Annotated in this window: 19 protein-coding genes; 13 read left to right on the top strand and 6 right to left on the bottom strand. The window is 72.4% G+C overall.

Annotation, left to right across the window (positions count from 1 at the left end):
- Window positions 1-160 precede the first annotated feature (160 nt).
- Window positions 161-814 (top strand): pyridoxamine 5'-phosphate oxidase family protein, encoded by a 654-nt coding sequence (locus tag ABD339_RS12195; protein WP_344565192.1) that lies wholly within the window; start codon window positions 161-163, stop codon window positions 812-814.
- Here the strand turns inward: ABD339_RS12195 and ABD339_RS12200 are convergent.
- Complete coding sequence (locus ABD339_RS12200) at window positions 781-1,821, bottom strand: phosphotransferase (RefSeq protein ID WP_344565194.1); 1,041 nt, start codon at window positions 1,819-1,821, stop codon at window positions 781-783. The two genes, ABD339_RS12195 and ABD339_RS12200, sit on opposite strands and share 34 nt — an antisense overlap.
- Window positions 1,822-2,130: 309 nt before the next feature.
- Window positions 2,131-3,759: a protein kinase domain-containing protein gene (locus tag ABD339_RS12205; protein ID WP_344565198.1), complete on the bottom strand. Its 1,629-nt coding sequence runs from the start codon at window positions 3,757-3,759 to the stop codon at window positions 2,131-2,133.
- Between the two features lie 451 nt (window positions 3,760-4,210).
- Here ABD339_RS12205 and ABD339_RS12210 point away from each other — a divergent pair, with 451 nt between their 5' ends.
- Window positions 4,211-5,959, top strand: a complete 1,749-nt coding sequence (locus ABD339_RS12210) for a protein kinase domain-containing protein (protein ID WP_344565200.1) — start codon at window positions 4,211-4,213, stop codon at window positions 5,957-5,959.
- Between the two features lie 228 nt (window positions 5,960-6,187).
- On the opposite strand, the gene paaN is transcribed toward ABD339_RS12210, so the two are convergent.
- The gene (paaN, locus tag ABD339_RS12215) at window positions 6,188-7,894 is read right to left on the bottom strand and encodes a phenylacetic acid degradation protein PaaN (RefSeq protein WP_344565202.1); all 1,707 of its coding nucleotides are present in this window, start codon (window positions 7,892-7,894) and stop codon (window positions 6,188-6,190) included.
- A 496-nt stretch (window positions 7,895-8,390) separates the two neighbouring features.
- On the opposite strand from paaN, the gene ABD339_RS12220 reads away from it, so the two are divergent.
- Entirely contained in the window at window positions 8,391-9,017 is a 627-nt protein-coding gene (locus tag ABD339_RS12220; protein ID WP_344565204.1) for a TetR/AcrR family transcriptional regulator, read from the top strand.
- Window positions 9,018-9,067: 50 nt separating this feature from the next.
- Here ABD339_RS12220 and ABD339_RS12225 read toward each other — a convergent pair whose 3' ends face one another.
- Complete coding sequence (locus tag ABD339_RS12225) at window positions 9,068-9,580, bottom strand: Lrp/AsnC family transcriptional regulator (RefSeq protein ID WP_425575968.1); 513 nt, start codon at window positions 9,578-9,580, stop codon at window positions 9,068-9,070.
- Window positions 9,581-9,794: 214 nt separating this feature from the next.
- On the opposite strand from ABD339_RS12225, the gene pdhA reads away from it, so the two are divergent.
- From pdhA to ABD339_RS12275, 10 genes are all read left to right on the top strand, one after another.
- Window positions 9,795-10,997 carry a pyruvate dehydrogenase (acetyl-transferring) E1 component subunit alpha gene (gene pdhA, locus ABD339_RS12230; protein ID WP_344565206.1) on the top strand — a complete coding sequence of 401 codons (1,203 nt, stop codon included), beginning with the start codon at window positions 9,795-9,797 and terminating at the stop codon, window positions 10,995-10,997.
- A complete protein-coding gene (locus ABD339_RS12235; RefSeq protein WP_344565207.1) occupies window positions 10,994-12,091 on the top strand; it encodes an alpha-ketoacid dehydrogenase subunit beta in 1,098 nt (365 codons plus the stop codon). Before pdhA ends, ABD339_RS12235 begins: the two co-directional genes overlap by 4 nt.
- Window positions 12,091-13,782, top strand: coding sequence for a dihydrolipoamide acetyltransferase family protein (locus ABD339_RS12240; protein ID WP_344565209.1), 1,692 nt, complete (start codon window positions 12,091-12,093; stop codon window positions 13,780-13,782). The genes ABD339_RS12235 and ABD339_RS12240 overlap by 1 nt, the downstream gene beginning before the upstream one ends.
- A gap of 81 nt (window positions 13,783-13,863) precedes the next feature.
- Window positions 13,864-14,901, top strand: a complete 1,038-nt coding sequence (locus ABD339_RS12245) for a DUF6457 domain-containing protein (protein WP_344565629.1) — start codon at window positions 13,864-13,866, stop codon at window positions 14,899-14,901.
- On the top strand, window positions 14,898-16,610 hold the full coding sequence (locus ABD339_RS12250; protein WP_344565211.1) for a molybdopterin molybdotransferase MoeA: 1,713 nt from the start codon (window positions 14,898-14,900) through the stop codon (window positions 16,608-16,610). Before ABD339_RS12245 ends, ABD339_RS12250 begins: the two co-directional genes overlap by 4 nt.
- Window positions 16,604-17,692, top strand: a complete 1,089-nt coding sequence (locus ABD339_RS12255; RefSeq protein ID WP_344565213.1) for a potassium channel family protein — start codon at window positions 16,604-16,606, stop codon at window positions 17,690-17,692. The genes ABD339_RS12250 and ABD339_RS12255 overlap by 7 nt, the downstream gene beginning before the upstream one ends.
- 73 nt (window positions 17,693-17,765) lie before the next feature.
- Window positions 17,766-17,933 carry a hypothetical protein gene (locus tag ABD339_RS12260; RefSeq protein ID WP_344565215.1) on the top strand — a complete coding sequence of 56 codons (168 nt, stop codon included), beginning with the start codon at window positions 17,766-17,768 and terminating at the stop codon, window positions 17,931-17,933.
- Window positions 17,934-18,019: 86 nt separating this feature from the next.
- Complete coding sequence (locus tag ABD339_RS12265) at window positions 18,020-18,997, top strand: NAD(P)H-quinone oxidoreductase (RefSeq protein WP_344565217.1); 978 nt, start codon at window positions 18,020-18,022, stop codon at window positions 18,995-18,997.
- A 793-nt stretch (window positions 18,998-19,790) separates the two neighbouring features.
- Complete coding sequence (locus ABD339_RS12270) at window positions 19,791-20,687, top strand: hypothetical protein (RefSeq protein WP_344565219.1); 897 nt, start codon at window positions 19,791-19,793, stop codon at window positions 20,685-20,687.
- A gap of 49 nt (window positions 20,688-20,736) precedes the next feature.
- Window positions 20,737-21,297, top strand: coding sequence for a bacterial proteasome activator family protein (locus ABD339_RS12275; RefSeq protein ID WP_344565220.1), 561 nt, complete (start codon window positions 20,737-20,739; stop codon window positions 21,295-21,297).
- 160 nt (window positions 21,298-21,457) lie between these two features.
- Here ABD339_RS12275 and ABD339_RS12280 read toward each other — a convergent pair whose 3' ends face one another.
- Together ABD339_RS12280 and ABD339_RS12285 are read right to left on the bottom strand one after the other, a co-directional pair.
- The gene (locus tag ABD339_RS12280) at window positions 21,458-22,192 is read right to left on the bottom strand and encodes a TrmH family RNA methyltransferase (RefSeq protein WP_344565222.1); all 735 of its coding nucleotides are present in this window, start codon (window positions 22,190-22,192) and stop codon (window positions 21,458-21,460) included.
- Window positions 22,193-22,234: 42 nt separating this feature from the next.
- The gene (locus ABD339_RS12285; RefSeq protein WP_344565224.1) at window positions 22,235-23,659 is read right to left on the bottom strand and encodes an HTTM domain-containing protein; all 1,425 of its coding nucleotides are present in this window, start codon (window positions 23,657-23,659) and stop codon (window positions 22,235-22,237) included.
- Window positions 23,660-23,668: the final 9 nt, after the last annotated feature.

The following is a 23,668-nucleotide window of genomic DNA, read 5'->3' on the forward strand; positions in this document are numbered from 1 at the left end:
GGCGATTGCGCGCCCCTCCCGCACCGGCGAGAGCGCCCGCCCCGCCGGTCTCCCCCGCCGTCCTGCCGCTGTCACTCCCCGGAGCGCAAGGGGCCGAAGGGCCCTCGAATAGGGGCTGATCACCCTGGTCCGGGACCGCTGACAGGGGCAGGGTGTGGGCATGCCACCGGATCCGGAACGCGAAGAGGCGCTGACGCTGCTGCCGAGCATCCGCTACGGGCGGGTCGCGATGAGCAAGCACGCGCTGCCCTTCGTGACAGTGGCCCGGCACATCGTGGACGGCGAGAGCGTGCTCATACGCATCCACCGAGGTTTCGAGTACCACTCCGCGCTCGATGGCAACGTTGTCGCCTTCGAGGCGGGAAACGTGGAGTCGGGCGCCCCGGAGGTCTGGTCCGTGCAGTTCGTGGGGCAGGCCCGGCTCATCGTGCCCAGCGAGGAGCAGTTGGGGTGCTTCGGGCCGCTGACCGAGCGGGCCGACGGACAGCGGTTCGACCCGGCGTATCTGCGGATCGACCCCGAGTTCGTGACCGTCCACCGGCTCAGCGGCGTCCCCGGCCCGCCCGGCCGGTCGCGCCACGGCCCAGGTGACACCCGCGGCCCGGATGACAGCTTCGCCCCGGATGACACCCGCCCCCCGCGCGTCCCGCCCCAGCACACCCGCTCCTCCGAAGCCCCCTCCGGTCAGGCATCCGGACAGGCATCCCGGCAGGCATCCGGACGGGCGCCCGTTCAGCCATCCGGTGAGCCATCCAGCCGGACTTCCCGCCAGGCATCCGGTCAGTCGCAGAACGCGGACCGCACCGCCTCGTAGCGGGCGCTCCACCACACCACCAGTGCGGCCGCTGCCGGGAACTGGGGGTCCGCGCGCACGTCCCGCAGTTGATAGCGCCAGCGCAGCATCCAGAAGTCGTTCAGCCGCTCCCACCACACCCGGTGCACAGCGGCGGCGAGTTCCGCGCGGGAGGCCCCGGCGAAGAACCGGTACGCCCGTGCGAAGCCCCGGATCTTCCGCAGATCGAGCGTTCCGTCAGGCCGTACGAAGAAGATCGCCGCCCCGCGCACGGCCTCTTCCGCGCGCGGGTGCACCCCCAGCCGGTCCCAGTCCAGGATCGCCACGGGCCTCGGCTCGCGGCCCGCCGTCGCGTAGAGCAGGTTCAGCGGGTGGAAGTCCCCGTGCACCCAGCCGCTGAAAGTGCCGGGCACCGCGGGCGGGCGGGCGTCGGCGTAGCGGCGCAGCAGTTCGCGGCGCTCGGTGAGCCGGTGTTCGGCCAGTTCGTCGAAGCTGTCGCGGCGCCGCCGCGCCCGCACATGGACGAGCAGCTCCCCGATCACCTCGTAGGTCGCGGACAGGTCGGCGCTCTCATGGGTCGCGTCCGGCACTTGGGGTTTGACCTGCGCGAGACGGGTGTGCACCTGCCCGAGCAGGGCGCCCAGCCGGTGGCACTGCGCGGCCGACAGTTCACTGCCGTGCCGGTGGCTGCCCTCGACCCAGGGGTGCAGCGCATAGCAGCGCCCGCCGACCACAGCTACCGTGCGCCCCCCGCGGCACGCCAGCGCGGAGACCACGGGCAGCCCGAGCGCCCCGAGTTGGGCCGTCGCCCGGTGCTGGCCCTCGATACGGGCGAGTCCGGCCGGGTCGGCGGGGTCGCCGTCGAGGTGGTGCTTGAGGAAATAGCTGCCGTGCGTGGTGGCGAGGCGGTAGCCGCGGTTGAGCAGCCCCTGCGACACCGGTTCGCACGACAGCGGCTCTCCCACGTCGTACCGCCGCACCAGGGAGCGGAGGGTGCTCTCGGTGAGGGCGGGCGATGACGGCTGCACGAGCCGCATCGTAGAGGAAACGGAGCGACTGACTCCGCGACGTCGGCACCAGAGTGACGAACATCAAACCGTCAACCGGCCCGGGTCAACTCGTCACTCTCGTACGACAGTCGGCCGAGAGCAAGGTCAATCCGCCTGCGCCGTAGGGGATTCGGGCCACCGCACCGCCAACTGACCACCGCGGTCAGCCCCTCCCGGGCCGAGGCGGCCGAAGACGCCGACAGGGGCCGAGGGCACCGAGGGGCTCCGGGAGGCTCCGATGAGGAGTGGAGGGCGCCGACGGGGAGCCGAGCGCGCCGGCGGGGCGGCTCAGTCGCCCTCGCCGCCGTCGTTGTTGCCCGACTGGCCACCCTCGGTGATACCGCCCTGGTCCGCGTCACCGGACTCGGTGGGGGGCTTGGTCGGCGTGTTCCCGCCGTTCCCGCTGCCGTTCGACGCACCGCCACGGCCACCGCCGTGGCCGCTGCCGGTCGGGGTGTCGTTCGGTCCCCCGGTCGGCGAGGTGGTGGGCCGGGGCCGGTCGGGCACCGAGTTCGACGACGTCTCGGTCGGCTGCCAGTCGCCCGGATTGTCCGTGCCGGCACCGGTGTTCTCGTTCTCGGTCTCGTTCTCGGTCTCGGTCGGCGTGTCCGACGGCTCCTTGGGCTTCTTCTCCTTCTTGGTCTCCGAGCTGGAGTGGGACGGCTTGTCCGGCTTGTTGTCGCCGCCCGTGTCGCTCTTGAGCGCGAAGGCGACGCCGCCCGCGATGGCGATGACCGCGAGGAAGGCAACCAGCGCGTACTTGAGGCCGTTGCCGCCCCTGCCGCCGCCACCGCCGCGCCGGCTCCCGCCGTCGAAGCCGCCGTCGTCGTCCCGCGCGCCCGGCAGCATGGGCGCGCCCATCTGCGAGGTTTCGGAGTGCGAGGGGTGCGGGCGGGCGTTGGCGCCCGGGACCCCCATGGCGGGCGTCGAGGCGCCACCGTGTGCGACCGGGCCGGTGTTCCACAGGCCGCCGGTGTGGCTGCCTTGCTCGTGCAGCATCTGGAGCGCGAACTGCGTCAGCCCGCGCATCTCCTCGGCCGACTGGAAGCGGTCGTCCGGATCCTTGGCCAGCGCACGCATCACCAGCCCGTCCAGCTCGGGCGGCACGATGTCGTTGATCTGCGACGGCAGCACCGGGTCGTCCTGGACGTGCTGGTAGACCACCGAGAGCGGCGTCTCGCCGGTGAACGGCGGGCGCAGCGTCAGCAGCTCGTAGAGCAGACAGCCCGTCGCGTACAGGTCGGAGCGGGTGTCCACGGTCTTGCCGAGCGCCTGCTCGGGGGAGAGGTACTGCGGGGTGCCCATGACCATGCCGGTCTGGGTCATGGTGTTGGACGCGCCGTGCAGCGCGCGGGCGATGCCGAAGTCCATCACCTTGACGGCGCCGCCGTGAGTGATGATCACGTTCGCGGGCTTGATGTCGCGGTGCACGATGCCGTGCTGGTGGCTGTAGGCCAGCGCTTCCAGCACGCCGGAGACGATGATCAGCGCTTGGTCGGCGGGCGGCGCCTCGGCGGTCATCAGCAGGTCACGGATCGTGCTGCCCTCGACCAGCTCCATCACGATGTACGGCGTGATGTTGCCGCCGATCATCTCCTCGCCGGAGTCGTAGACCGCGACGACGGAGTGGTGGTTGAGACCCGCGACGGACTGGGCCTCACGCGTGAAGCGAGCCTTGGAGACCGGGTCCTCGGCGAGGTCGGAGCGCAGCAGCTTCACCGCGACCGTGCGGCCGAGACGCAGATCCTCGGCGCCGAAGACCTCCGCCATGCCGCCTCGGCCGAGGCGGTGCGTAAGGCGGTATCTGCCGTCGCCGACGAGGCCGTTGTTGCCCCACAACTCCGGCGAATCGGGCATGGAGCCGCCGCCCGTCGCGTCGGGGTCCGAAGGGCCCCCGGCGGCTTGCGTCTGTGCCATCAGTCCTCGCCGTCGATTCGAATCCGCGGACGTTCACGCGGTGCGTACTCCCCCCATGGAGGCTACAGGCACGCGGGGGGTACATGGATGGGGACGGAATTCCGGAAGAGTTAGGAAGAGGGGCCATCCAACAAGTTGGAACACCGGCCTCGCAAGTTCGCAGACAGCGACCGCGTGTACACGGAAGGACGCGCAGAGTCGTACTCGCCGGGCCCGCGAGACGCTACGCGACGGCGCACTCGGCACCGTTCCCGCCCAGGGGCCCGGCCCGGTGAAACAGCCGGAAGCGGCTGGATGGCGGCGCTCGCGAAGGCCGTATGCGCATCCGGTCACGGAACGGGCAACGAGCTTGACGTGAGCAAGCCCTCGGGCAAACTTGGGCCAGTATCAGGTCTATGGATCACTCAACGTACCTGCACGGGGGCAGCGCCGCCGAGGGGGAAGCAGTCAGATGAGCGAGGACGGCGCACAGGCGGCCGGTAACTACTTGGGCCGCATGGTCGGCGGGGGGCGCTTCGAGCTCCGTTCACTGCTGGGTGCGGGCGGAATGGCGTCGGTGTACCTCGCCTACGACTCCGTACTGGACAGGCACGTCGCGGTCAAGACACTCCACACGGAGCTGGGCCGCGAACAGTCCTTCCGCGAGCGCTTCCGGCGCGAGGCACAGTCGGTGGCCAAGCTGACGCACACCAACATCGTGTCCGTCTTCGACTCCGGCGAGGACGAGATCGACGGCGCGATGGTGCCGTACATCGTCATGGAGTACGTCGAGGGCAAGCCCCTGCGCACCGTGCTGGACGAGGACATCGCGCAGTTCGGCGCGATGCCGGCCGACCGGGCGCTGAAGATCACCGGCGATGTGCTGGCGGCACTTGAGGTCAGCCACGAGATGGGCCTGGTCCACCGCGACATCAAGCCCGGCAATGTGATGCTCACCAAGCGTGGCGTCGTCAAGGTCATGGACTTCGGCATCGCCCGCGCCATGCAGTCCGGTGTGACGTCCATGACACAGACGGGCATGGTCGTCGGCACCCCGCAATACCTCTCCCCCGAACAGGCGCTGGGCCGCGGTGTGGATGCCCGCTCCGACCTGTACTCGGTCGGGATCATGCTCTTCGAGCTGCTCACCGGGCGGCTCCCCTTCGACGCCGACTCGCCGCTGGCCATCGCCTACGCGCACGTCCAGGAGGAGCCGGTCGCGCCCTCCTCCATCAACCAGTCCGTGCCGCCGGCCCTCGACGCCCTGGTCGCGCGCACGCTGAAGAAGAACCCCAACGAGCGCTTCCCGTCCGCCGAAGCGATGCACGACGAGTGCGCCCGCATCGGCGGCTCGGGCGTCGCCTCGGGCGCCTCGCCGATCATCATCAGCGGCGGCCCGCCCGCCAACAGCGGCGCGGGCGTGGGCCAGGCGGTCTTCCCGCCCGTCGAGGCGGGCACCCCGCCCTCGCAGGGCGGAGTACAGCAGCCGTACCAGCCGGGGCCGTACAACAGCGGGGGCTTCGGCCCTTCCACCCCGCCGCCCACGCAGCCCGTGATGGGGCAGCCCGGCTTCGGGCCTTCCACCCCGTCGCCCGCTTCCTCGCCCTATGCCGCGTCCGGCGGCCCCGCCACCCCGCCGCCCTACAACCTCGCGCCCACCCAGGGCGGACACGGCGCGCACGGTGGGCAGGGGGGTCACGGCGGGCAGGGCGGCAACGGCAAGAAGCTGTCGCCGGGCGCCCTGGCCGGGATCGGCATCGCCGGTCTCGCCGTCATCGTCGCCTTGGTCCTCGTGATCGTGAACGCCGGGGGCGACGACGGGGGCCAGCAGGCCGACAACAAGCCCGACAAGAAGCGCACACAGTCCGTGGACCCGGGTGGGGACACCACCTCCGGCGGCAGCGACGGCGGCGGCTCGGACAAGAAGTTCAAGGGCCCGGACAAGAGCCGCACCATCGACTCCAGCAAGTGCACCGACGCCACCAAGTCCTATGACGACAAGAGCAAGGTCATGATCCCGAATCTGACCATCAAGGACCTCACCTCGGTGAAGGCGTGCCTGCGCGCGGCGGGCTGGAAGCTCGGCGATGTCACCACCGAGGACGAGAACGTCTGGGGCAAGAACACGGTGCTGGACCAGAACCCGAGTGACCTCGACGACTTCGACCCGAGCAAGGACAAGGTCGATCTGACGGTCTCCTCGGGCCAGCCCGCGAACTGACCCCCGCCACCGGCCCCGGCCCATCCTTTGCCGGGGCCGGGGCCGGTTTTGCCGGGGCCGGGTTCCGCGCTGCCCCGTCGCCGGCCCCACCCCCCTCTCCCGGACGTCAGGCGCAGCCTCCGGATGCCGGGCCCAGCCTCCGGCTGTCAGGAGCAGTCTCCAGATGTCAGGAGCAGCCTCCGGATGTCAGGCGCTTCTCCCCGGAGTCGATCAGGGCCCCGGCGCCGGTCAGGAAGCCGCCATGCGCCTCACCTCCACCACGCGGAACCGCCCGGCCACGAACGCCCCGTCGCACAGCGTGCAGTTGGCGGCCGGGTTGCCGCCGGAGCCGTGGAAGTCGGAGAAGCCGGCCGTCTGATTGACGTACACGCCGCCGGTGAGATTCAGCGAGAGCTGCGCCGACTCGTCGAAGCAGACCTCCTCCACCTGGCGCTCCACCTCGGCCGAGGTGGTGTACGCGGCGACGGTCATCGCGCCCTTCTCCCTCAGCGTGCGCCGCAGCAGCGTCAGCGCGTCCTCCGTCGAGCCGACGGCCACCGCGAAGGAGACCGGCCCGAAGCACTCCGCGAGATAGCCCGCCTCGGCTTCGGGCTTGGCGGCGTCCAGCTTGACGATCGCGGGGGTGCGGACCGTCGCGTCGGGGAACTCGGGATTTTCCACCGCCCGTGAGGGGAGGGCGACTTCGCCCAGCGAGGAGGCCGACTCCAGCCGCTCGCGCACCTGGTCGCCGACGATCGCGCCCAGCAGGGCGTTCGCCCGTGCGTCGTCGCCCAGCAGCTTGCTGACGGCGGCACCGAGGTCCGCCACGACCTCGTCGTAGGACTTGTGCCCCGCATCGGTCGCGACGCCCCCGGCGGGGATCAGCAGATTCTGCGGGGTGGTGCACATCTGGCCGCTGTAGAGCGAGAGCGAGAAGGCCAGGTTGGAGAGCATTCCCGCGTAGTCGTCGGTGGAGTCGAGGAGAACGGTGTTGACCCCCGACTTCTCCGTGTGGACCTGCGCCTGGCGGGCGTTGGCCTCCAGCCACTCGCCGAAGGCCGAGCCCCCGGTGTAGTCGATGACCTTGATCTCGGGGCGGGTGGCCAGATTTTTGGCGATGCCGTCGCCCTCCGCCTCGGCCGCCAGCGCCACCAGGTCGGCGGCGAATCCCGCCTCGGCCAGCACTTCGCGCGCGATCCGGACCGTCAGGGCGAGCGGCAGCACCGCGCGCGGGTGCGGTTTGACCAGCACGGCGTTGCCGGTGGCGAGGGAGGCGAAGAAGCCGGGGAAGCCGTTCCACGTCGGGAAGGTGTTGCAGCCGATCAGCAGGGCGATACCGCGCCCGGCCGCGGTGAACTCCTTGGTGACCCGAAGCGGGTCGCGCTTGCCCTGCGGCTTTTCCCAGACGGCCCGCTCCGGGGTGCGGGTCTGCTCGGCGTAGGCGTAGGCCACCGCCTCCATGCCCCGGTCCTGGGCGTGCGGCCCGCCCGCCTGGAACGCCATCATGAAGGCTTGGCCGCTGGTGTGCATCACGGCCTGGGCGAACTCGTGGGTGCGTGCGCTGATCCGCGCCAGGATCTCCAGGCACACCGCGGCGCGCCCCTCGGGCCCGGCCTGGCGCCAGCCCGGCAGGCCCCCGCTCATGACCGGCAGCAGTGCGTCGATGGCTCCCTCGTCCGTACGGGGATAGGAGATGCCCATCTCCAGGCCGTACGGGGAGACTTCGGTGGCGGTCCACTCACCGGACACGGGCTGGCCCGGCACCTCGAAGCGGCTGCCGCGCAGCGCGTCGAAGGCGGCCTTCCCCTCCTCGGGCGCGCCCTCGCCGTACGCCTTCGGGTGCTCGGGGTGCGGCGTCCAGAACTCTCTGGTGCGGATCGCGTCCAGCGCGCGGTCCAGGGTCGGACGGTGCTTGGTGATGAGCTGCGCCGTGGTGGATCCGTTACCGGTGGTCACGCGGACCAACTCCTCGCTGAGCTGGGAAGACGGTGGACAGGACAGAGGAAGGAACGGGCGGGGGAGTGCGTGGTCACGGTCGGGGGCCTTTGCCGTGCCCGCCCGTGTGATAGATACTGCAACCGACCGATCGTTCGGTGCAAGGGGGTCGGTGAACCTGTGGATAACTCCTCTCGGCGCCGGGCTGGTGCCGTGACCGGCAATGTTTGCCCGTCGAGGAGCGTCGTCGTGGGGGCACCGCCCGCGCGAGCGGAGCCGAGCGTGGGGCAGCGTGCGAGCGCAAGGCGGCCGAAAGTCCTGGATTGGGGTCTCCCCTGCTCTGGGGGGGCACCTCCCGGCCGAAGGCCGGGGGAGGAGTTGAGAGCTTGGGGAAGGAGCTGCCAGGGCTTGTGGCCAACGCCACTGGGGGCGCCCCCTGCTCGTAGAGCTCGGGAGAGTGCGTGCCGGGCGGCGCGACAGGGCAAGGCTTACCGGGAGGGGAACTAGCATCGGCCGCATGCCCACGGTCAAGCGCGACACCTACACGCCCGACTCCCTGCTCTCCGTCGCCGTGCGGGTGTTCAATGAGCGGGGCTACGACGGCACCTCGATGGAGCACCTCTCCCAGGCGGCGGGGATCTCCAAGTCCTCGATCTACCACCATGTGCGCGGCAAGGAGGAGCTGCTCCGCCGGGGTATAAGCCGCGCCCTGGACGGCCTGTTCGGGGTGCTGGAGGAGCCGTCGGCGCTTGAGGGGCGCGCGGTGGAACGGCTGGAGCACGTCACGCGGCGCACGGTCGAGGTGCTGATCACCGAACTCCCCTATGTGACGCTGCTGCTGCGGGTGCGCGGCAACACCGGCACCGAGGTCTGGGCGATGGGCCGCCGCCGGGAGTTCGACCAGCGGGTGGCGGAGCTGGTCAAGGAGGCCGCAGCCGAGGGGGATCTGCGCGGGGACATCGACGCGCGGCTCGCCACCCGGCTGCTGTTCGGGATGATCAACTCGATCGCGGAGTGGTACCGCCCCGACCGGGCGAGCGGTGACGGAGCGCAAGCATCAGGTGGCGGTGCGGGCACCGGCACCAGTGCCGAGGTCGCCGAGGCCGTCGTCCGTACGGCTTTCGCGGGCCTGCGCACCCACTGAGCCCTGCCCCTTCCGACCCCTCGGCCCGCCCCCGTGCCGCGTGCCGCGTGCTACGGCTCCGGCTCCAGGTCCGTCTCCTCGAACACCAGCAGCGTGCGGGTGCTCAGCACCTCGGGTATCGACTGGATGCGGGTGAGCACGAGGTCGCGCAGCGCCCTGTTGTCGGAGGTGTGCACCAGCAGCAGGACATCGAAGTCCCCGCTGACCAGGGCCACATGTGCGGCGCCCGGCAGTTCTTCGAGCTTTTCGCGCACGCTGCGCCAGGAGTCCTGCACGATCTTGAGCGTGATGTAGGCGGAGGCGCCGTAGCCCGCCCGCTCCTGGTCGATCCGGGCGCTGAAGCCGCGGATGACCCCGTCTTCGATGAGCCGGTTGATACGGGCGTAGGCGTTGGCCCGGGATACGTGCACCCGCTCGGCCACGGAGCGTATCGAGGCTCTGCCGTCGGCCCGGAGCAGCCGCAGAATGTCCCGGTCGATCGAGTCGAGAGGGCGCGCGGCGGAGCCGGTGTCCCCACCGGCACCGGGCGCTCCCGGTCCACTGGCCATCTGTTCATCCGGCACAGCCCCCTGCCTCCCCTTGGTGGACGCCCTGCGGTCATCGAACGGTCCTGCGGGCCATTTGTCCACAGGCCAGGGCCCCCCATAGCCAAAATGCGCCGGCGACCGAACAATCGGTAGGGGGCGGCCCGGCGGGCCGTCCCGCCCGGCCAGCCGGTGGCCTGCCCCGGCTCGCCGGTGCACCACGCCGCGACCCGCCCCACGAGGAGGTGCTCACATGACGGTCCTGGAGCAGCACGGTGCCTACACCCCCGCGCCGCCGCCGTCCTGGCGCCCTCGCACGGACCCGGAGCCCCTCCTCCCGGATGCCGTGCCGTACCGCGTGCTCGGTCTCGGCGCGATGGATGCCCGGGCGGCGGAGCAGGGCGGCCGTCCGGCGCGGGGCGGGGCACGGCCCGATGACGAGCTGCTGCGGCGCCTGCACACCGCGGTGGTGCACGGCCGCCGGTTCAACGAGCAGGCGACGGCGCTCACCAAGCAGGGCCGGCTCGCCGTCTACCCGTCCTCCAGGGGCCAGGAGGCGTGCCAGGTCGGGGCCGCGCTGGCCCTCCGGGAGGAGGACTGGCTCTTCCCCAGCTACCGCGACACCCTCGCCGCCGTCGCACGCGGGCTGGATCCCGTCGAGGTGCTGTCCCTGCTGCGGGGCGACTGGCACCACGGGTACGACTCCCGCGCCACCAGGGTCGCGCCGCTGTGCACTCCCCTGGCGACCCAGCTGCCGCACGCCGTGGGCCTGGCGCACGCCGCCCGGCTCAAGGGCGACCGGCTCGCGGCGCTCGCGCTGGTCGGGGACGGCGGCACCAGCGAGGGCGACTTCCACGAGGCGCTCAATTTCGCGGCCGTATGGCAGGCACCCGTGGTCTTCCTGGTGCAGAACAACGGCTTCGCGATCTCCGTACCGCTCGACAAGCAGACGGCCGCACCGTCCCTGGCCCACAAGGCGGTCGGCTACGGCATGCCGGGGCGGCTGGTGGACGGGAACGACGCGGCGGCCGTCCACGAGGTGCTCAGCGGCGCTCTGGAGCACGCGCGCGCCGGCGGCGGGCCCACGCTGGTGGAGGCCGTCACCTACCGGCTGGAGGCGCACACGAACGCGGACGATGCGACGCGCTACCGCGCCGACGCCGAGGTCGAAACCTGGCGCGCACACGATCCGGTGACACTCCTGGAGCGCGAACTGCGAGAGCGCGGCCTCCTGGACGACAGGGCCGTACGGGAGGCCGAGGAGGCCGCCGACCGGCAGGCAGCCGCGCTGCGCGACCGGATGAACGAGGATCCGCGGCCGGATCCGTGGGAGCTGTTCGGCCACGTCTACGCCGGGCAGACCGCACAACTGCGGCAGCAGGAGGACCAGTTGCGCGCCGAGCTGGCGGCCGAGGAGTCGGCGGGCCGTGCCGGGGCGGGGAAGGAGACCCGATGAGCACAGCGGTGCGCAGGCCGCCAAAGGAGGCGGGCGCGGTGGCCCGCAAGCCCGCCACGATGGGCCAGGCGCTCAACCGCGCGCTGCGGGACGCGATGGCCGAGGATCCGGAGGTGCACGTCTTCGGCGAGGACGTGGGCACCCTGGGCGGGGTCTTCCGGGTCACCGACGGGCTGGCCGAGCGCTTCGGGCCCGACCGGTGCGGCGACACCCCGCTGGCCGAGGCCGGGATCCTCGGTACCGCGGTGGGGATGGCGATGTATGGGCTGCGGCCGGTCGTGGAGATGCAGTTCGACGCCTTCGCCTTCCCCGGCTTCGAGCAACTCGTCTCGCACGTCTCCCGGATGCGCAACCGCACCCGTGGCGGCCTCCCCATGCCGGTGACCGTGCGAATCCCGTACGGAGGCGGCATCGGCGGTGTCGAACACCACAGCGACTCCTCCGAGGCGTACTACATGGCGACGCCCGGCATCCACGTCGTCACCCCTGCCACCGTCGCGGACGCCTACGGGCTGCTGCGCGCCGCCATCGCCTCCGACGATCCGGTGGTCTTCCTCGAACCCAAGCGGCTCTACTGGACGAAGGCCGACTGGAATCCGGAGGAGCCCGAGCGGGTCCCCGGCATCGGCGAGGCCGTCGTACGCCGCCCCGGCACCTCGGCGACGCTCCTCACCTACGGCCCCTCCGTGCAGGTCTGCCTGGAGGCCGCCGAAGCGGCCCGGGAGGAGCCCGAGGGCTGGGATCTGGAGGTGGTGGACCTGCGCTCCCTGGTGCCCTTCGACGAGGAGACGGCCGCCGCCTCCGTACGCCGCACCGGGCGCGCGGTCATCGTCCACGAGTCGCCCGGATTCGCGGGCCCCGGTGCGGAGATCGCCGCCCGGATCACCGAGCGCTGCTTCCACCACCTGGAAGCTCCCGTACTGCGCGTCGCCGGATTCGACATCCCGTATCCTCCACCGATGCTGGAGCGGCATCATCTGCCGGGCGTGGACCGGATTCTGGACGCGGTGGCGCGCCTCCAGTGGGAGAGCCGATGGACCGAGGGCCCGGCGAACGGGCCGGGCACCCGGCATCCGGACGGAGGCGTGCGCTGATGGGTGAGGTCCGCGAATTCACCCTCCCCGACCTGGGGGAGGGGCTGACGGAGGCGACAATTGTCCGCTGGCTGGTGGCGGTGGGCGACACGGTGCGGGTGGACCAGCCCGTCGTCGAGGTCGAGACCGCCAAGGCACTGGTGGACGTGCCCTGCCCGTACGGGGGAGTGGTGACCTCGCACAGCGCGGCGGAGGGCGCCGAAGTGCCCGTGGGCGCCCCGCTGATCACGGTCGCGGTCGGCCCCGAGGTGGCCGATGTGGCAGGCGCCGGGGCGGGCCTCGAAACGGCCACCGGGACGGATACCGGGACGGATACCGGCGCGGCTGCGGGCACTGGGGCGGGCCGCTCCCCCGAGCCCGAACACGTGGGCGGCTCCGGAAATGTACTGGTCGGCTACGGCACCGGCCCGGCCCCGAAACGGCGCCCCCAGGCCACCGTGCGCGCACAGGGAGCGGGAACAGGAGTGGGGACAGGGGCGGCAGCCGGCCCTGGAGCGGGCACGGGTCCGCGAGCGGGCGCCGGGGAGTCCCGGCCGGCCACGGGCCGGTACGACGCCGCACAGGCCCCCGCAGCCGGCCCCGCACCAGCCGCCGCGCCCACCCCCGCCGGACGCGGCGAGCACGGCGCCGGAGACAGCGCCGAGGCAGCACCGGGCCGCCCCCTCGCGGTCATCTCGCCCCTGGTACGCCGTCTGGCCCGCGAACACGAAGTCGATCTCGACGAGATGACGGGCACGGGCCCGGACGGGCTGATCCTGCGCGCCGATGTGGAACGCGCCATACAGGAGGCGTCCGCCCCTGCGCAGCCGGCATCCGGTGCCACGCCCGCCATGCCTGCCCCGCATGCCTCGCCTGCCTCGGGTGCCGGGGCACCCGGTGTGCCTTCCGGGTACGCCGCGCGGCACGGCGCCCGGCGTATCCCCCTGCGCGGCATCCGGGGCACCGCCGCCGAGCGCATGTCCCGCAGTCGCGACGAGATCCCCGACGCGAGCTGCTGGGTGGACGCGGACGCCAGTGAACTGCTCGCCCTGCGCCGGGAGATGAACGCACCGCCGGGGCACGGAGCGCCCGCGACATCGGCATCCGCATCAGCGCCGGGACCGGCATCCGCACGGGCATCCGGTGAAGCGGGCGGGCCGGACGGCGCGGCACGGCCCAAGATCTCCCTGCTGGCGCTCCTGGCGCGCGTCTGCACGGCGGCGCTCACCCGGTTCCCCGAGCTGAACTCGACCGTGGACACCGAGGCCCGGGAGATCGTCGTCCTGCCCGAGGTGCATCTCGGCTTCGCCGCGCAGACCGACAGAGGGCTGGTCGTCCCCGTCGTGCGGAACGCGCACACGCTCTCGGCCGAGCGGCTGTCGATGGAGATGGCCCGGCTCACCGAGGCCGCGCGTACCGGCACGCTCTCGCCCGCCGAACTGACCGGCGGCACCTTCACGCTCAACAACTACGGCGTCTTCGGCGTGGACGGGTCCACCCCGATCATCAACCATCCGGAGGCGGCGATGCTCGGCGTCGGACGTATCGCCCGCAAACCCTGGGTGGCCGGGGGTGAACTCGCGGTGCGGGACGTCGTCCAGCTCTCCTTCACCTTCGACCACAGGGTGTGCGACGGGGGCACGGCGGGCGGCTTCCTGCGCCATGTCGCGGACTGCGTGGAGCGGCCGGCGATGCTTCTCCGTACGCTCTGATGCGTGACCCACGCATCCGGACCCCCGCGCACCCCACCCGTAACGCCCGGCGCGGATGAGCCACGGCGGGCCTATGGCGCGCTGGTACTGGCGGGCGGTGGAGCCAGTCGGCTGGGCGGCACGGACAAACCGGCCGTCACGGTCGGCGGCCGACCGCTGCTCGACCGCGTACTGAGCGCCTGCGCCGACGCCTCGGTGACGGTCGTCGTGGGCCCGCGTCGGCCGACCTGCCGCCCGGTCGCGTGGGCGCGCGAGGACCCGCCGGGCGGTGGCCCGCTCACGGGCCTGTACGCCGGTCTGAGCCGCCTCGGCGCTCTCGATGAGCCCGGAGCCCGCGAGGGCGCCGGGAGAGCCGACAGCGCGGACGGGGCAGCCCGCGCCGCGAGCGGCGGGCACATCCCCGTGACCCACCGGGCCCCCGTGGACCCCGTGCTGGTCGTCTCGGCGGATCTGCCGTTCCTGGGTGCGGATACGGTGCGCGAGTTGCTGGACATTCCCCCGGGGTACGAGGGCGCCGTCGTCCATGACGGCCGCGACCAGCCGCTGCTGGCCGCCTACCGCGCCGAGCCGCTGCGCCGCGAACTCGCCCTGCTGCGTACCGAGTACGGATACCTTTCGGGGCTGCCGTTGCGCTTGTTGCTGTCGGGGCTGAAGCTTCACCGTGTGACCTCTCCCTCCGCCGTGGCCGCCGCGCTGGACTGCGACACCTGGGACGACATCGCCACAGCGCGCGCCCGTATCAGGGAGCATGGCACCGTGCTGGATGAATGGATCACCGCAGTCAAGGCCGAACTGGGCATCGAGACCGAGGTCGATGCCGCGACGCTGCTCGACCTCGCCCGCGACGCCGCGCACGGGGTGGCGCGTCCGGCGGCGCCCCTCACCACGTTCCTGGTGGGCTACGCGGCAGGGCGTGCCGGTGGCGCACCGGAAGATGTCGCACGCGCGGCGGCCAAGGCGGCGGAGCTGGCCCGCCGCTGGTCGGACGAGGACCAGGGTCCCCCAACGCCCGCCCAGAGCACGGATTCGTCCGCCCGGAGCACGGAATCGGATTCGGCGCGCTCCCAGCACACCGGCGCGGAACGGGCGAACTCCCAGGACGCGGAAGACGAACGATGAGCGGGTCCGACGAACTCGACGAAGCCATCGCCCTGGCCAACAGTGGCAGGACCCGGCCCCCGGCACCGCCCGCGCCCCGGCTCAAGCGGATTCGGCGCATCCAGTGGAGCGAGGACCAGCAAGAAGCGCTCGACGAGGGGGCCGAGCGCGCCTCCCGGCGCGTCGCCCCCGGCACGGGATACGCTCCCGCGCCCAGATCGGGCACCGACCCCGGCCCCGGCTCGGCATCCGGCTCCCGCCCGGGATCCGGCTCCCGCCCGGCCTCCGGAGGGGACTCGGGCCCGGGCTCCGGCGGCGTCCGGCGCGACGGGGACGTGTACGACGTCGATGACACCTTCGATGCGCCCCCGCGTCATCCGGAGCCGCACGGCGGAGCCCACCCGGGCGCCACTTCGCGCACGACCGGATGCCAGGGCGGAACGGGAGACTCCGGTATGCGGCCGGATGCATGGAAGCCTCCGCGTCCGGAGTGGGCCGAGGCCGTCACGCTGGCCTTCCGCGCCGCAGCACCACTCCCCCGTACCACGCTGCCGCTCGACCGCGCGCTGGGCCACACCCTGGCCGCGCCCCTGCGGGCCCTGACCGACCTGCCCTCGTTCGACACCTCCGCGATGGACGGCTGGGCCGTCTCCGGGCCCGGGCCATGGGAGTTGGTCCACGGGCCGGAGGGCGCCGAGGGCCACGGCATCCTGGCGGGCGACATGTCCCAGCCGCCGCCGCTGGCCGACGGGAAGGCGGTCCGTATCGCCACCGGCGCCCGCGTACCGGCCGGCACCAGCGCCGTCCTGCGGTCCGAGTACGCCGAACCGACCGGCAACGGGCGGCTGCGCACCGCGAGCCCGCCCCAACCGGGCACCGACGTACGGCCACGCGGCCAGGAGTGCAGCAAGGGCGACGAACTGCTCCCCAGCGGCGTGCTCATCACCCCGGCCGTGCTGGGCCTCTCCTCGGCCGCCGGCTACGACGCACTGGATGCCGTGCGCCGGCCCCGCGCCGAAATCCTCGTCCTCGGCGACGAACTGCTCCCCAGCGGGCTCCCGCACGACGGCCGTATCCGGGACGCGCTCGGCCCGATGGTCGGGCCGTGGCTGGCAGCTCTGGGCGCCGAGGTGACCGCCACCCGGCGGCTGGGCGACGACGCCGAAGCGCTGCACGAGGCGATCGCGACGACCACGGCCGATGTGGTCCTCACCACCGGAGGGACGGCGGCGGGCCCCGTCGATCACCTCCGGCCCACGCTGCGGCGGCTGGGGGCCGAACTGCTCGTCCAGGGCGTACGCGTACGCCCCGGCCACCCGATGCTGCTGGCCGCGCTGCCGGATGAAGCACGGAAAGCCGGCCGCCCGGCCCCGGAGGGCAGCGAGCGGCAGCCGCGCCGCACCCATCTGGTGGGCCTGCCCGGCAATCCGCTCGCGGCGCTCTCCGGACTGGTGACCCTTGCGGCTCCGCTGCTGCGCGCGCTCGCCGGACGTGCCGAACCCGTGCCGCAGCAGGCCGCGTTGGGCGAGGAGGTGCCCGGCCACCCGCACGACACCCGGCTGGTGCCCGTCCTCCGTGAGGGCTCGGGTATCCGGGCCCGCATCCGTCCGCTGCGCTTCGCGGGGCCCGCCATGCTGCGCGGTATCGCCTCGGCCGACGCGCTCGCCGTCATCCCGCCGCTCGGCGCGGCTCCGGGAACGGACGTACCGGTTCTGGAGTTGCCGTGGTGAGGCGGCTGCGCAGTTCCAAGGACGAGGACAGCGCCTCCGAGCCCCAACGCCAGGTCCTGCTGCCGCGCCCCGACGTCAGCCCGATCCTGCAAGTCGTCCGGCGGCTGCTCGCCGCGTTCGCCGTCCTGTGGATCACGGTCCTGCTGGTCTACCTGGATAGAGGCGGCTACGTCGACGACGTGGACCACCATGTGTCGTTCCTCGACTGCCTCTACTACACGACGGTCACGCTCTCGACGACCGGATACGGCGACATCGCCCCCGGCTCCGACAGCGCGCGGCTCGTCAACACCCTGCTGATCACGCCGCTGCGCGTGCTGTTCCTGATCATCCTCATCGGCACCACTCTCGAAGCTCTGACGGACCGCACCCGGCAGCAGTGGCGCCTCTCCCGCTGGAGGTCCGCCTTGCGCGACCACACCGTCGTCGTCGGGTTCGGCACCAAGGGCCGCTCGGCGACCCAGACGCTCCTTTCGACGGGGCTCGGCCGCAATCAGGTCGTGGTCATCGACTCGCACACCCACGTGGTGAAGGCCGCGAACGCGGAGGGCTTCGCCGGCGTCGAGGGGGACGGCACCCGCAGCGAGGTGCTCGTCCGGGCCGAGGTGCAGCGCGCGAAACAGATCGTGATCGCGCCGCAGCGCGACGACACCTCGGTCCTGGTGACCCTGACGGCCCGGCAGCTCAACCCGCGCATCAAGATCGTCGCGGCGGTGCGCGAGGAGGAGAACGCCCCGCTGCTGCGGCAGTCCGGCGCGGACGCGGTGATCACCAGCGCGAGCGCGGCGGGCCGGCTGCTCGGCCTGGCCATGCTCAGCCCGTACGCCAGTACGGTCATGGAGGACCTCATCCAGCAGGGCACCGGGCTCGACCTCAAGGAGCGCCCCGTCACCAAGGCGGAGGCGGGCCACGCGCCGCGCGACTGCGCCGACCTGGTGGTCTCCGTCGTCCGTGGCCACCGGATACTGCCCTTCGACGACCCGGAGGCCGCCAAGCTCCAGCTCACCGACCGGGTCGTGGTCATCCACCGCGCCTCGCACACGACCCCCGAACCGGGCGAGCGGCGGGGGGAGTTCCGGTAGACGGCCTCACCCCTTCGGGTGGCAGTACCGCGCCTCGCGGGTGTCCGGGGTCGCCACGCGTGACGATGACGCGATGGACCCGCCTCCCACCTGTCCCAACTGCCCCGCCAGGCTGCTGTGGAAGGACACCCGCGAGACGGGACCGGGCAAGGAAGACTCCTGGTTCTGGTTCTGCTCGGGCTGCCACCACGGCTATGTGCCGACCCCGGACCAGAAGCTCCGCTTCACCTATGCCGCCTGAGCGCCGTCCCCCTGCGGCGGCCTGAGTGCCGTACCCGTGCCGCCTGAGCGCACCGGGCGGACACCCGTGCGGGTAGCGTCGGCCGTATGCATGCGATCACGATTCCCGAACCCGGCGGTCCCGAGGCGCTGGTCTGGGCGGAGGTCCCGGACCCCGAGCCAGGGGAAGGCGAGGTCCTCGTCGATGTCGCGGCGAGCGCCGTCAACCGCGCCGACCTCCTCCAGCGCCAGGGCTTCTACGATCCGCCGCCGGGCGCCAGCCCGTACCCCGGCCTGGAGTGCTCGGGGCGCATCTCCGCCGTGGGTCCCGGGGTGTCCGGCTGGGCCGTCGGCGACAAGGTGTGCGCCCTGCTGGGCGGTGGCGGCTACGCCGAGAAGGTGCCGGTGCCCACCGGTCAGCTGCTGCCCGTACCCGAGGGCGTCGGCCTGGAGGAGGCGGCCGGTCTGCCCGAGGTGACCTGCACCGTCTGGTCGAACGTCTTCATGGTGGCGCACCTGCGGCCCGGCGAGACGCTGCTGGTGCACGGCGGCTCCAGCGGCATCGGCACCCTCGCCATCCAGCTCGCCAAGGCGGTGGGCGCCCGGGTCGCGGTGACGGCGGGCAGCGCGGCCAAACTGGAACGCTGCGCCGAACTGGGCGCCGACATCCTGATCAACTACCGCGAACAGGACTTCGTCGAGGAACTGCGCACGGCCACCGACGGCGAGGGTGCCGATGTGATCCTCGACAACATGGGCGCGAAATACCTGGAGCGGAACGTCACGTCCCTCGCGGTGAACGGCCGTCTGGCCATCATCGGCATGCAGGGTGGCACCAAGGGCGAGCTGAACCTCGCGGCGCTGCTCGCCAAGCGCGGCGCGGTGACGGCCACTTCGCTGCGCGCCCGCCCGCCCGCCGAGAAGGCGGCGATCGTGGCGGCGGTACGCGAGCACGTGTGGCCGCTGATCGCCGAGGGCCGCGTGCGGGCCGTCGTGGACAGCACGGTCCCGATGCGCGACGCGGCCGAGGCACACCGCGCGATGGACGCGAGCGGCCACATCGGCAAGATCCTCCTCAAGCCGTGAGCCGCGCCGTGAACCGTGAGTGACCCCGGGAACCGTGAGTGACCCCGTGAGCCGTGAGCGACGCCGTGAACCGACTGTGAGCAACGTTCTCCCCAAGCCATGAGGCAGTGAGCCCGGGGTACCCCGGCGCCCCAATACCCGGGACGCCGGGAACGCGCACCTCGACGCCAAGACGCTGGATGCCGATGACACGGGCACTGCGGGCCCGAGGGCCGCCGGCAGCACGGGCGGGTCAGAGGGCTGTGCCGTGGGGGAACAGGCCGAGGAGGGGCACGTCCCCCATCCAGTCCGCCCGAAATGCCGCATTTGTCACGCCGTGTGACGCTGGTGAGGTCTCTGGACCATCCAGCTCGGGAGGGTCACGGCCGTGGGGCACACTCAGCGCAGGCGCCTGGCATTTTCCCTGCTGACCTGCGGCTTGTTGGTTCTCCCCGCACCCGCCGCGCTCGCGTGGCCGGCCACCGGCGAAGCGGTGCGCGTCCTCCGGGAGGCGCCCGCCCGCCAGGAGGCGGGGGATCCGGACGCGGGCCCGGAGAGCGGCAGGGGCGACCGGCACCCCCGTACGGCGGAACCGGCCCCGGGGCGGACGGGCGCCTCCGGCGCGCGCACCGTTGCGTCCCCGGCATCCGGTGCGCCGCGAACCCTCGTACCGGATGCTCCACCGAAAGGCGCGGGCCGCACCGGATCGGCCCGGCCTCCGCAGCTGCCGCTTCCGCTCCCGCCGGCCGCGGGCGAAACCGCGTCAGACCCGTCGGACCTGACACCGCCGCGCGGGAAGAACTCCGGCCCTCCGGTGCCGCTCCTCGGCCCGGGGCTGCCGTCGGCCGGACCGGGTGCGGGCTTCTCGCACCGGCCCGCCTCACCTGCCCGGCCCGCCCGGCTCGGCCCCCAGGCGCGGCCCCCTGGCCCCGGGCAGGCCGACGGTCTCGACTGGCTCGGCCGCTCCGGACACCCCGGCGGTCTCGGCCGTCTCGACCCTCCCGACCAGGGCTGGGAGACGGGGGAGACCTGGGAGGAATGGCTGGCCTGGCGACCCGGCGAATCCCCCCGCCCCCGGCGTACCAGCGTTCCTGACCCGGACGAGGGACGGTCCGAAGACACCCGCCCGCCCGGCGGCCGACAGGGCCCGCCCGGCCCGCCCTCGAAGACGCCCGGCCCCTTCGGGAGTACCGGCACGGCGGAGAGCGGGGCGGACAGGGACGCGGACAGCGGGGCGGACAGGGACGCGGACAGGGACGTGGACAGCAAAGAACGGGACAGGGAAAGCGACCCGGAACGCGACCGGAAGCGCGGCACAGAAGGCGACAGAGACCGCGAAGCGGAACGCGACCGGGAAGGCGGCAGAGAGCGCGGAGAACGCAAGAACCAGAGCGCGGACAAGGCCGGGAAGCGCAAGGACACCGACGCCGGCCCGCCCCGCCGCTCCCCGGGGCCCGAGGCGAGCCGGCGGCCTGCCGCACCTCCCCCGTCCGTCCGGTTCCCGCGCCTGCGGCCCCGCTCCTCCGAACAGGCCATCGGGCGGCACAACCTGTACGAGTCCGACAGTGCCCGCCCCGGCAAGGCGGACGAGGAGGAGCGTGTCGCCGACCAGCCGTCCGGGCAGGTGCTGCCCGTGCTGCCGCTCGGCGCCGGTATGACGCTCGTGGGTCTCGGCCTGGGCTTTCTGGCCCTGCGCATGCGGCGGAGCTGAACCCGCCCTCGCCCGGCGGGTGGAGGGGGTCAGGATGCAGAATGGGGGCATGACACAGCCCAGCAACGAACAGCCGCAGGAGAGCCCCCAGGTCCTGGTCGTGGGCCCCGACGGGATGGCTCTCAGCAATACCGCGCCCAAGGGCGGCGGGGACGGCGATGGCGATGAGCAGGCTGAGGTCCCCGTGACGGAAATGGTGGAGCAGCCGGCGAAGGTCATGCGGATCGGCAGCATGATCAAGCAGCTGCTGGAGGAAGTGAAGGCGGCCCCGCTGGACGAGGCCAGCAGGGCGCGGCTCAAGGAGATCCACACAAGCTCGATCAAGGAGCTTGAGGACGGTCTGGCACCCGAGCTGATCGAGGAGCTGGAGCGGCTCTCCCTCCCCTTCACCGAGGACTCCACCCCCACCGACGCCGAACTGCGCATCGCGCAGGCACAGCTGGTCGGCTGGCTGGAGGGCCTCTTCCATGGCATCCAGACGGCGCTGTTCGCCCAGCAGATGGCGGCGCGCGCGCAGTTGGAGCAGATGCGCAGGGCACTGCCGCCCGGCGCCGTACCGGAGGATCTCGCCAACGAGGCGCAGGGCCGCACCGGCGGCCCCTACCTGTGACCAGAGGCACCTGTCCGTAACCGAGCCACCGGATACCTGTGAACTGAACCGGGTCGCCGGATACCTGTGAACTGAACCGGGTCGCCGGATACCTGTGAACTGAAACAGGCCGCCGGATGCCCGGCCGCGCGGCGCGTCAGCCCCTCGGCCGCGCGCCGCGTCAGGTGTCGCGGGCCATCCAGTGGTAGAGCGCCATGGCGACGCTGGTGGCCAGGTTGTAGCTGGAGACCTGCGGTTCCATGGGCAGCGCGACGAGATGGTCGGCACGGGCCCGGACCTCGTCCGAGAGCCCGTGCCGCTCCGATCCGAAGGCGAGCATCGCGCCCCGGGGGAGCGGCACCTTCCGTAGATCCGCGCCCTCCGGATCGAAGGCATAGAGGGGGCCCTCCGGCAGCGCGGCCACTTCCCGGTGTTCGACGGCCGTCGCGAAGTGCAGCCCGGCGCTCGCCCGCACGGCCGAGGGGTGCCAGGGGTCGGCGTCGCCCGTGGTGAGCACGCCACCGGCTCCCGCGCCCGCTGCCAGCCTGATCACGGCTCCGACGTTGCCGAGGTTGCGGGGGTTGTCCAGGACGACGACAGGCGCGTCCCGGCCGGTACTCGCCCGGGGGACGCCGCCGCGTGCGGGGTCGCGCAGGGCGAGCGCGGCGACTCCCGTCGGATGCGGGCGGGGCACGAGGGCCCGCAGTCTTTCCCCCGGGACCTCGTTCAGCAGTTCCTCAAGGGTGCCGGTCAGATCGGGCGCCAGGTCGGCGGCCAGCGCCAGCGCGGCGGCCTTGTCCCTGGCGATCGCGACGGGCACCCGCGCGCCGAAGCGCAGCGCGTGCTTCAGCGCGTGGAACCCGTCCAGCAGCACGCCCTCGGTGGCGTACCTCTCCCATTCCGTCCCACCAGTCACCCGGCTACCCTACGGGCCGCTACGGCCGCCTGACGTGGGCCTTCAGTGGCGGGAGACAGCATCCGGACCCGCGTCCCCGGCCGGTACGCCCCCGTCGGGTGCCCGTCCGTCCGGCACCCGCCCACCCGGTGCCCGTCCATCCGGCGCGTCTTCGCCCCGTACGCCGTCGTCCTGTACGTCTTCGCCCCGTATGCCTTCATCCGGTGCGCCGGATCCCCGTGCGCCCCAGGTGACCTTTTGCGCCCCGCCGGGCTCTTTCGCACGCCCCGTGCCCGGCAGCGCGCCCCAGGCACGTCCCGCGAGCGCGGAGACATGGCGTCCCGACCAGACCAGGAAGACCGTCGGCAGGAATACCGCGTCGGCGGCGATCATCGCGAGCGAGAAGAAGGGCAGTCCGAGCAGCGCCGCGATGCTCAGGTGCTCGATGATCATCATGGCCAGCAGCACGTTCTTCACACGCCTGTTGAGCAAGGTGAACGGAAAGGCCACCTGGGTGGCCACGGTTCCGTAGGTGACCAGGAAGATCATGAGCCCGCTGCCCGCGAGCACCGAACTCAGCTCCGGCCAGGGCGTGAAATAGTCCAGTTTCATCGGGTAGTAGACCGCGGTGCCGTCCTGCCAGCGCGTCCCCTGGATCTTGAACCATCCGGCGGTCGAATAGATCAGGCAGACCTCGACCATGATGACGAGCAGTACGCCGTTGTGCGCGAGGTTGGCGAGCACATCGCACACATCCCGCAGCTCGCGCACCGTGCGTCCGCTCCGTGCCGCCGCCTTCACGAGCACCCACCACAGGCCCTGGACGGCCCACACCGCCCAGTAGAAGATCCCCCAGCCGACCGTGAAGCCGCCCGCGAAGCTGCTGCCGAGCAGCACGGCGCCGAGCAGCGCCCACAGCACCACCCCGCCGGCACCGCCCGTACGGGCATCCGTACCAGCATCCGTCCGGCCATCCGTACCGCTCCGCTCGCGCTCCCGTGCGAGGCGGCGCGCGTCCAGGGACCACACCTGCGCGCAGCGGGTGAACACCAGGTACATCGACATCAGATGGATGACGTTGTCCCCGCCGTCGCCCATGAAGACGCTGCGGTTCTGCAAGGAGAGCACGCCGACCATGAACAGCACGCTCGCGGCCCGGGTGTGCCAGCCGAGGATCATCGCGAGCGAGGAGGCCATGGCAAGGAGGTACACGAGCTGGAACCAGCTGTCGTTGCTGGACCACATCAGCACCGTGAAGGAGTGGTTCGTATCGATCAGCTGCTCGGCGAGCCCCCAGCTCCAGGGCCCGTCGGGCCCGTACAGCTCCTGGCGGTGCGGCCACTCGCGCAACAGGAAGAAGAACCAGGCACAGCCGAATCCGATCCGTACGATCGCCGACTGGTACGGCCCCAGGGCGCGCGCGGTGACCCGGGTCAGTGCGCGGGAGACCGCGCGTTCGACGCGTGCGCGGGGGCTGCCGATGGCCATGTACCGTCC

The sequence above is a fragment of the Streptomyces axinellae genome (genome assembly GCF_039532135.1).
GTDB classification, from domain to species: domain Bacteria; phylum Actinomycetota; class Actinomycetes; order Streptomycetales; family Streptomycetaceae; genus Streptomyces; species Streptomyces axinellae.

What these genes read in the sequence shown, in the direction of transcription:
- ABD339_RS12195 (WP_344565192.1), top strand. Translation starts at nt 161, where the DNA reads ATGCCACCGGATCCGGAACGCGAAGAGGCGCTGACGCTGCTGCCGAGC.
- ABD339_RS12205 (WP_344565198.1), bottom strand. Translation starts at nt 3,759, where the DNA reads ATGGCACAGACGCAAGCCGCCGGGGGCCCTTCGGACCCCGACGCGACG.
- ABD339_RS12210 (WP_344565200.1), top strand. Translation starts at nt 4,211, where the DNA reads ATGAGCGAGGACGGCGCACAGGCGGCCGGTAACTACTTGGGCCGCATG.
- ABD339_RS12220 (WP_344565204.1), top strand. Translation starts at nt 8,391, where the DNA reads ATGCCCACGGTCAAGCGCGACACCTACACGCCCGACTCCCTGCTCTCC.
- pdhA (WP_344565206.1), top strand. Translation starts at nt 9,795, where the DNA reads ATGACGGTCCTGGAGCAGCACGGTGCCTACACCCCCGCGCCGCCGCCG.
- ABD339_RS12235 (WP_344565207.1), top strand. Translation starts at nt 10,994, where the DNA reads ATGAGCACAGCGGTGCGCAGGCCGCCAAAGGAGGCGGGCGCGGTGGCC.
- ABD339_RS12240 (WP_344565209.1), top strand. Translation starts at nt 12,091, where the DNA reads ATGGGTGAGGTCCGCGAATTCACCCTCCCCGACCTGGGGGAGGGGCTG.
- ABD339_RS12250 (WP_344565211.1), top strand. Translation starts at nt 14,898, where the DNA reads ATGAGCGGGTCCGACGAACTCGACGAAGCCATCGCCCTGGCCAACAGT.
- ABD339_RS12260 (WP_344565215.1), top strand. Translation starts at nt 17,766, where the DNA reads ATGGACCCGCCTCCCACCTGTCCCAACTGCCCCGCCAGGCTGCTGTGG.
- ABD339_RS12265 (WP_344565217.1), top strand. Translation starts at nt 18,020, where the DNA reads ATGCATGCGATCACGATTCCCGAACCCGGCGGTCCCGAGGCGCTGGTC.
- ABD339_RS12275 (WP_344565220.1), top strand. Translation starts at nt 20,737, where the DNA reads ATGACACAGCCCAGCAACGAACAGCCGCAGGAGAGCCCCCAGGTCCTG.
- ABD339_RS12285 (WP_344565224.1), bottom strand. Translation starts at nt 23,659, where the DNA reads ATGGCCATCGGCAGCCCCCGCGCACGCGTCGAACGCGCGGTCTCCCGC.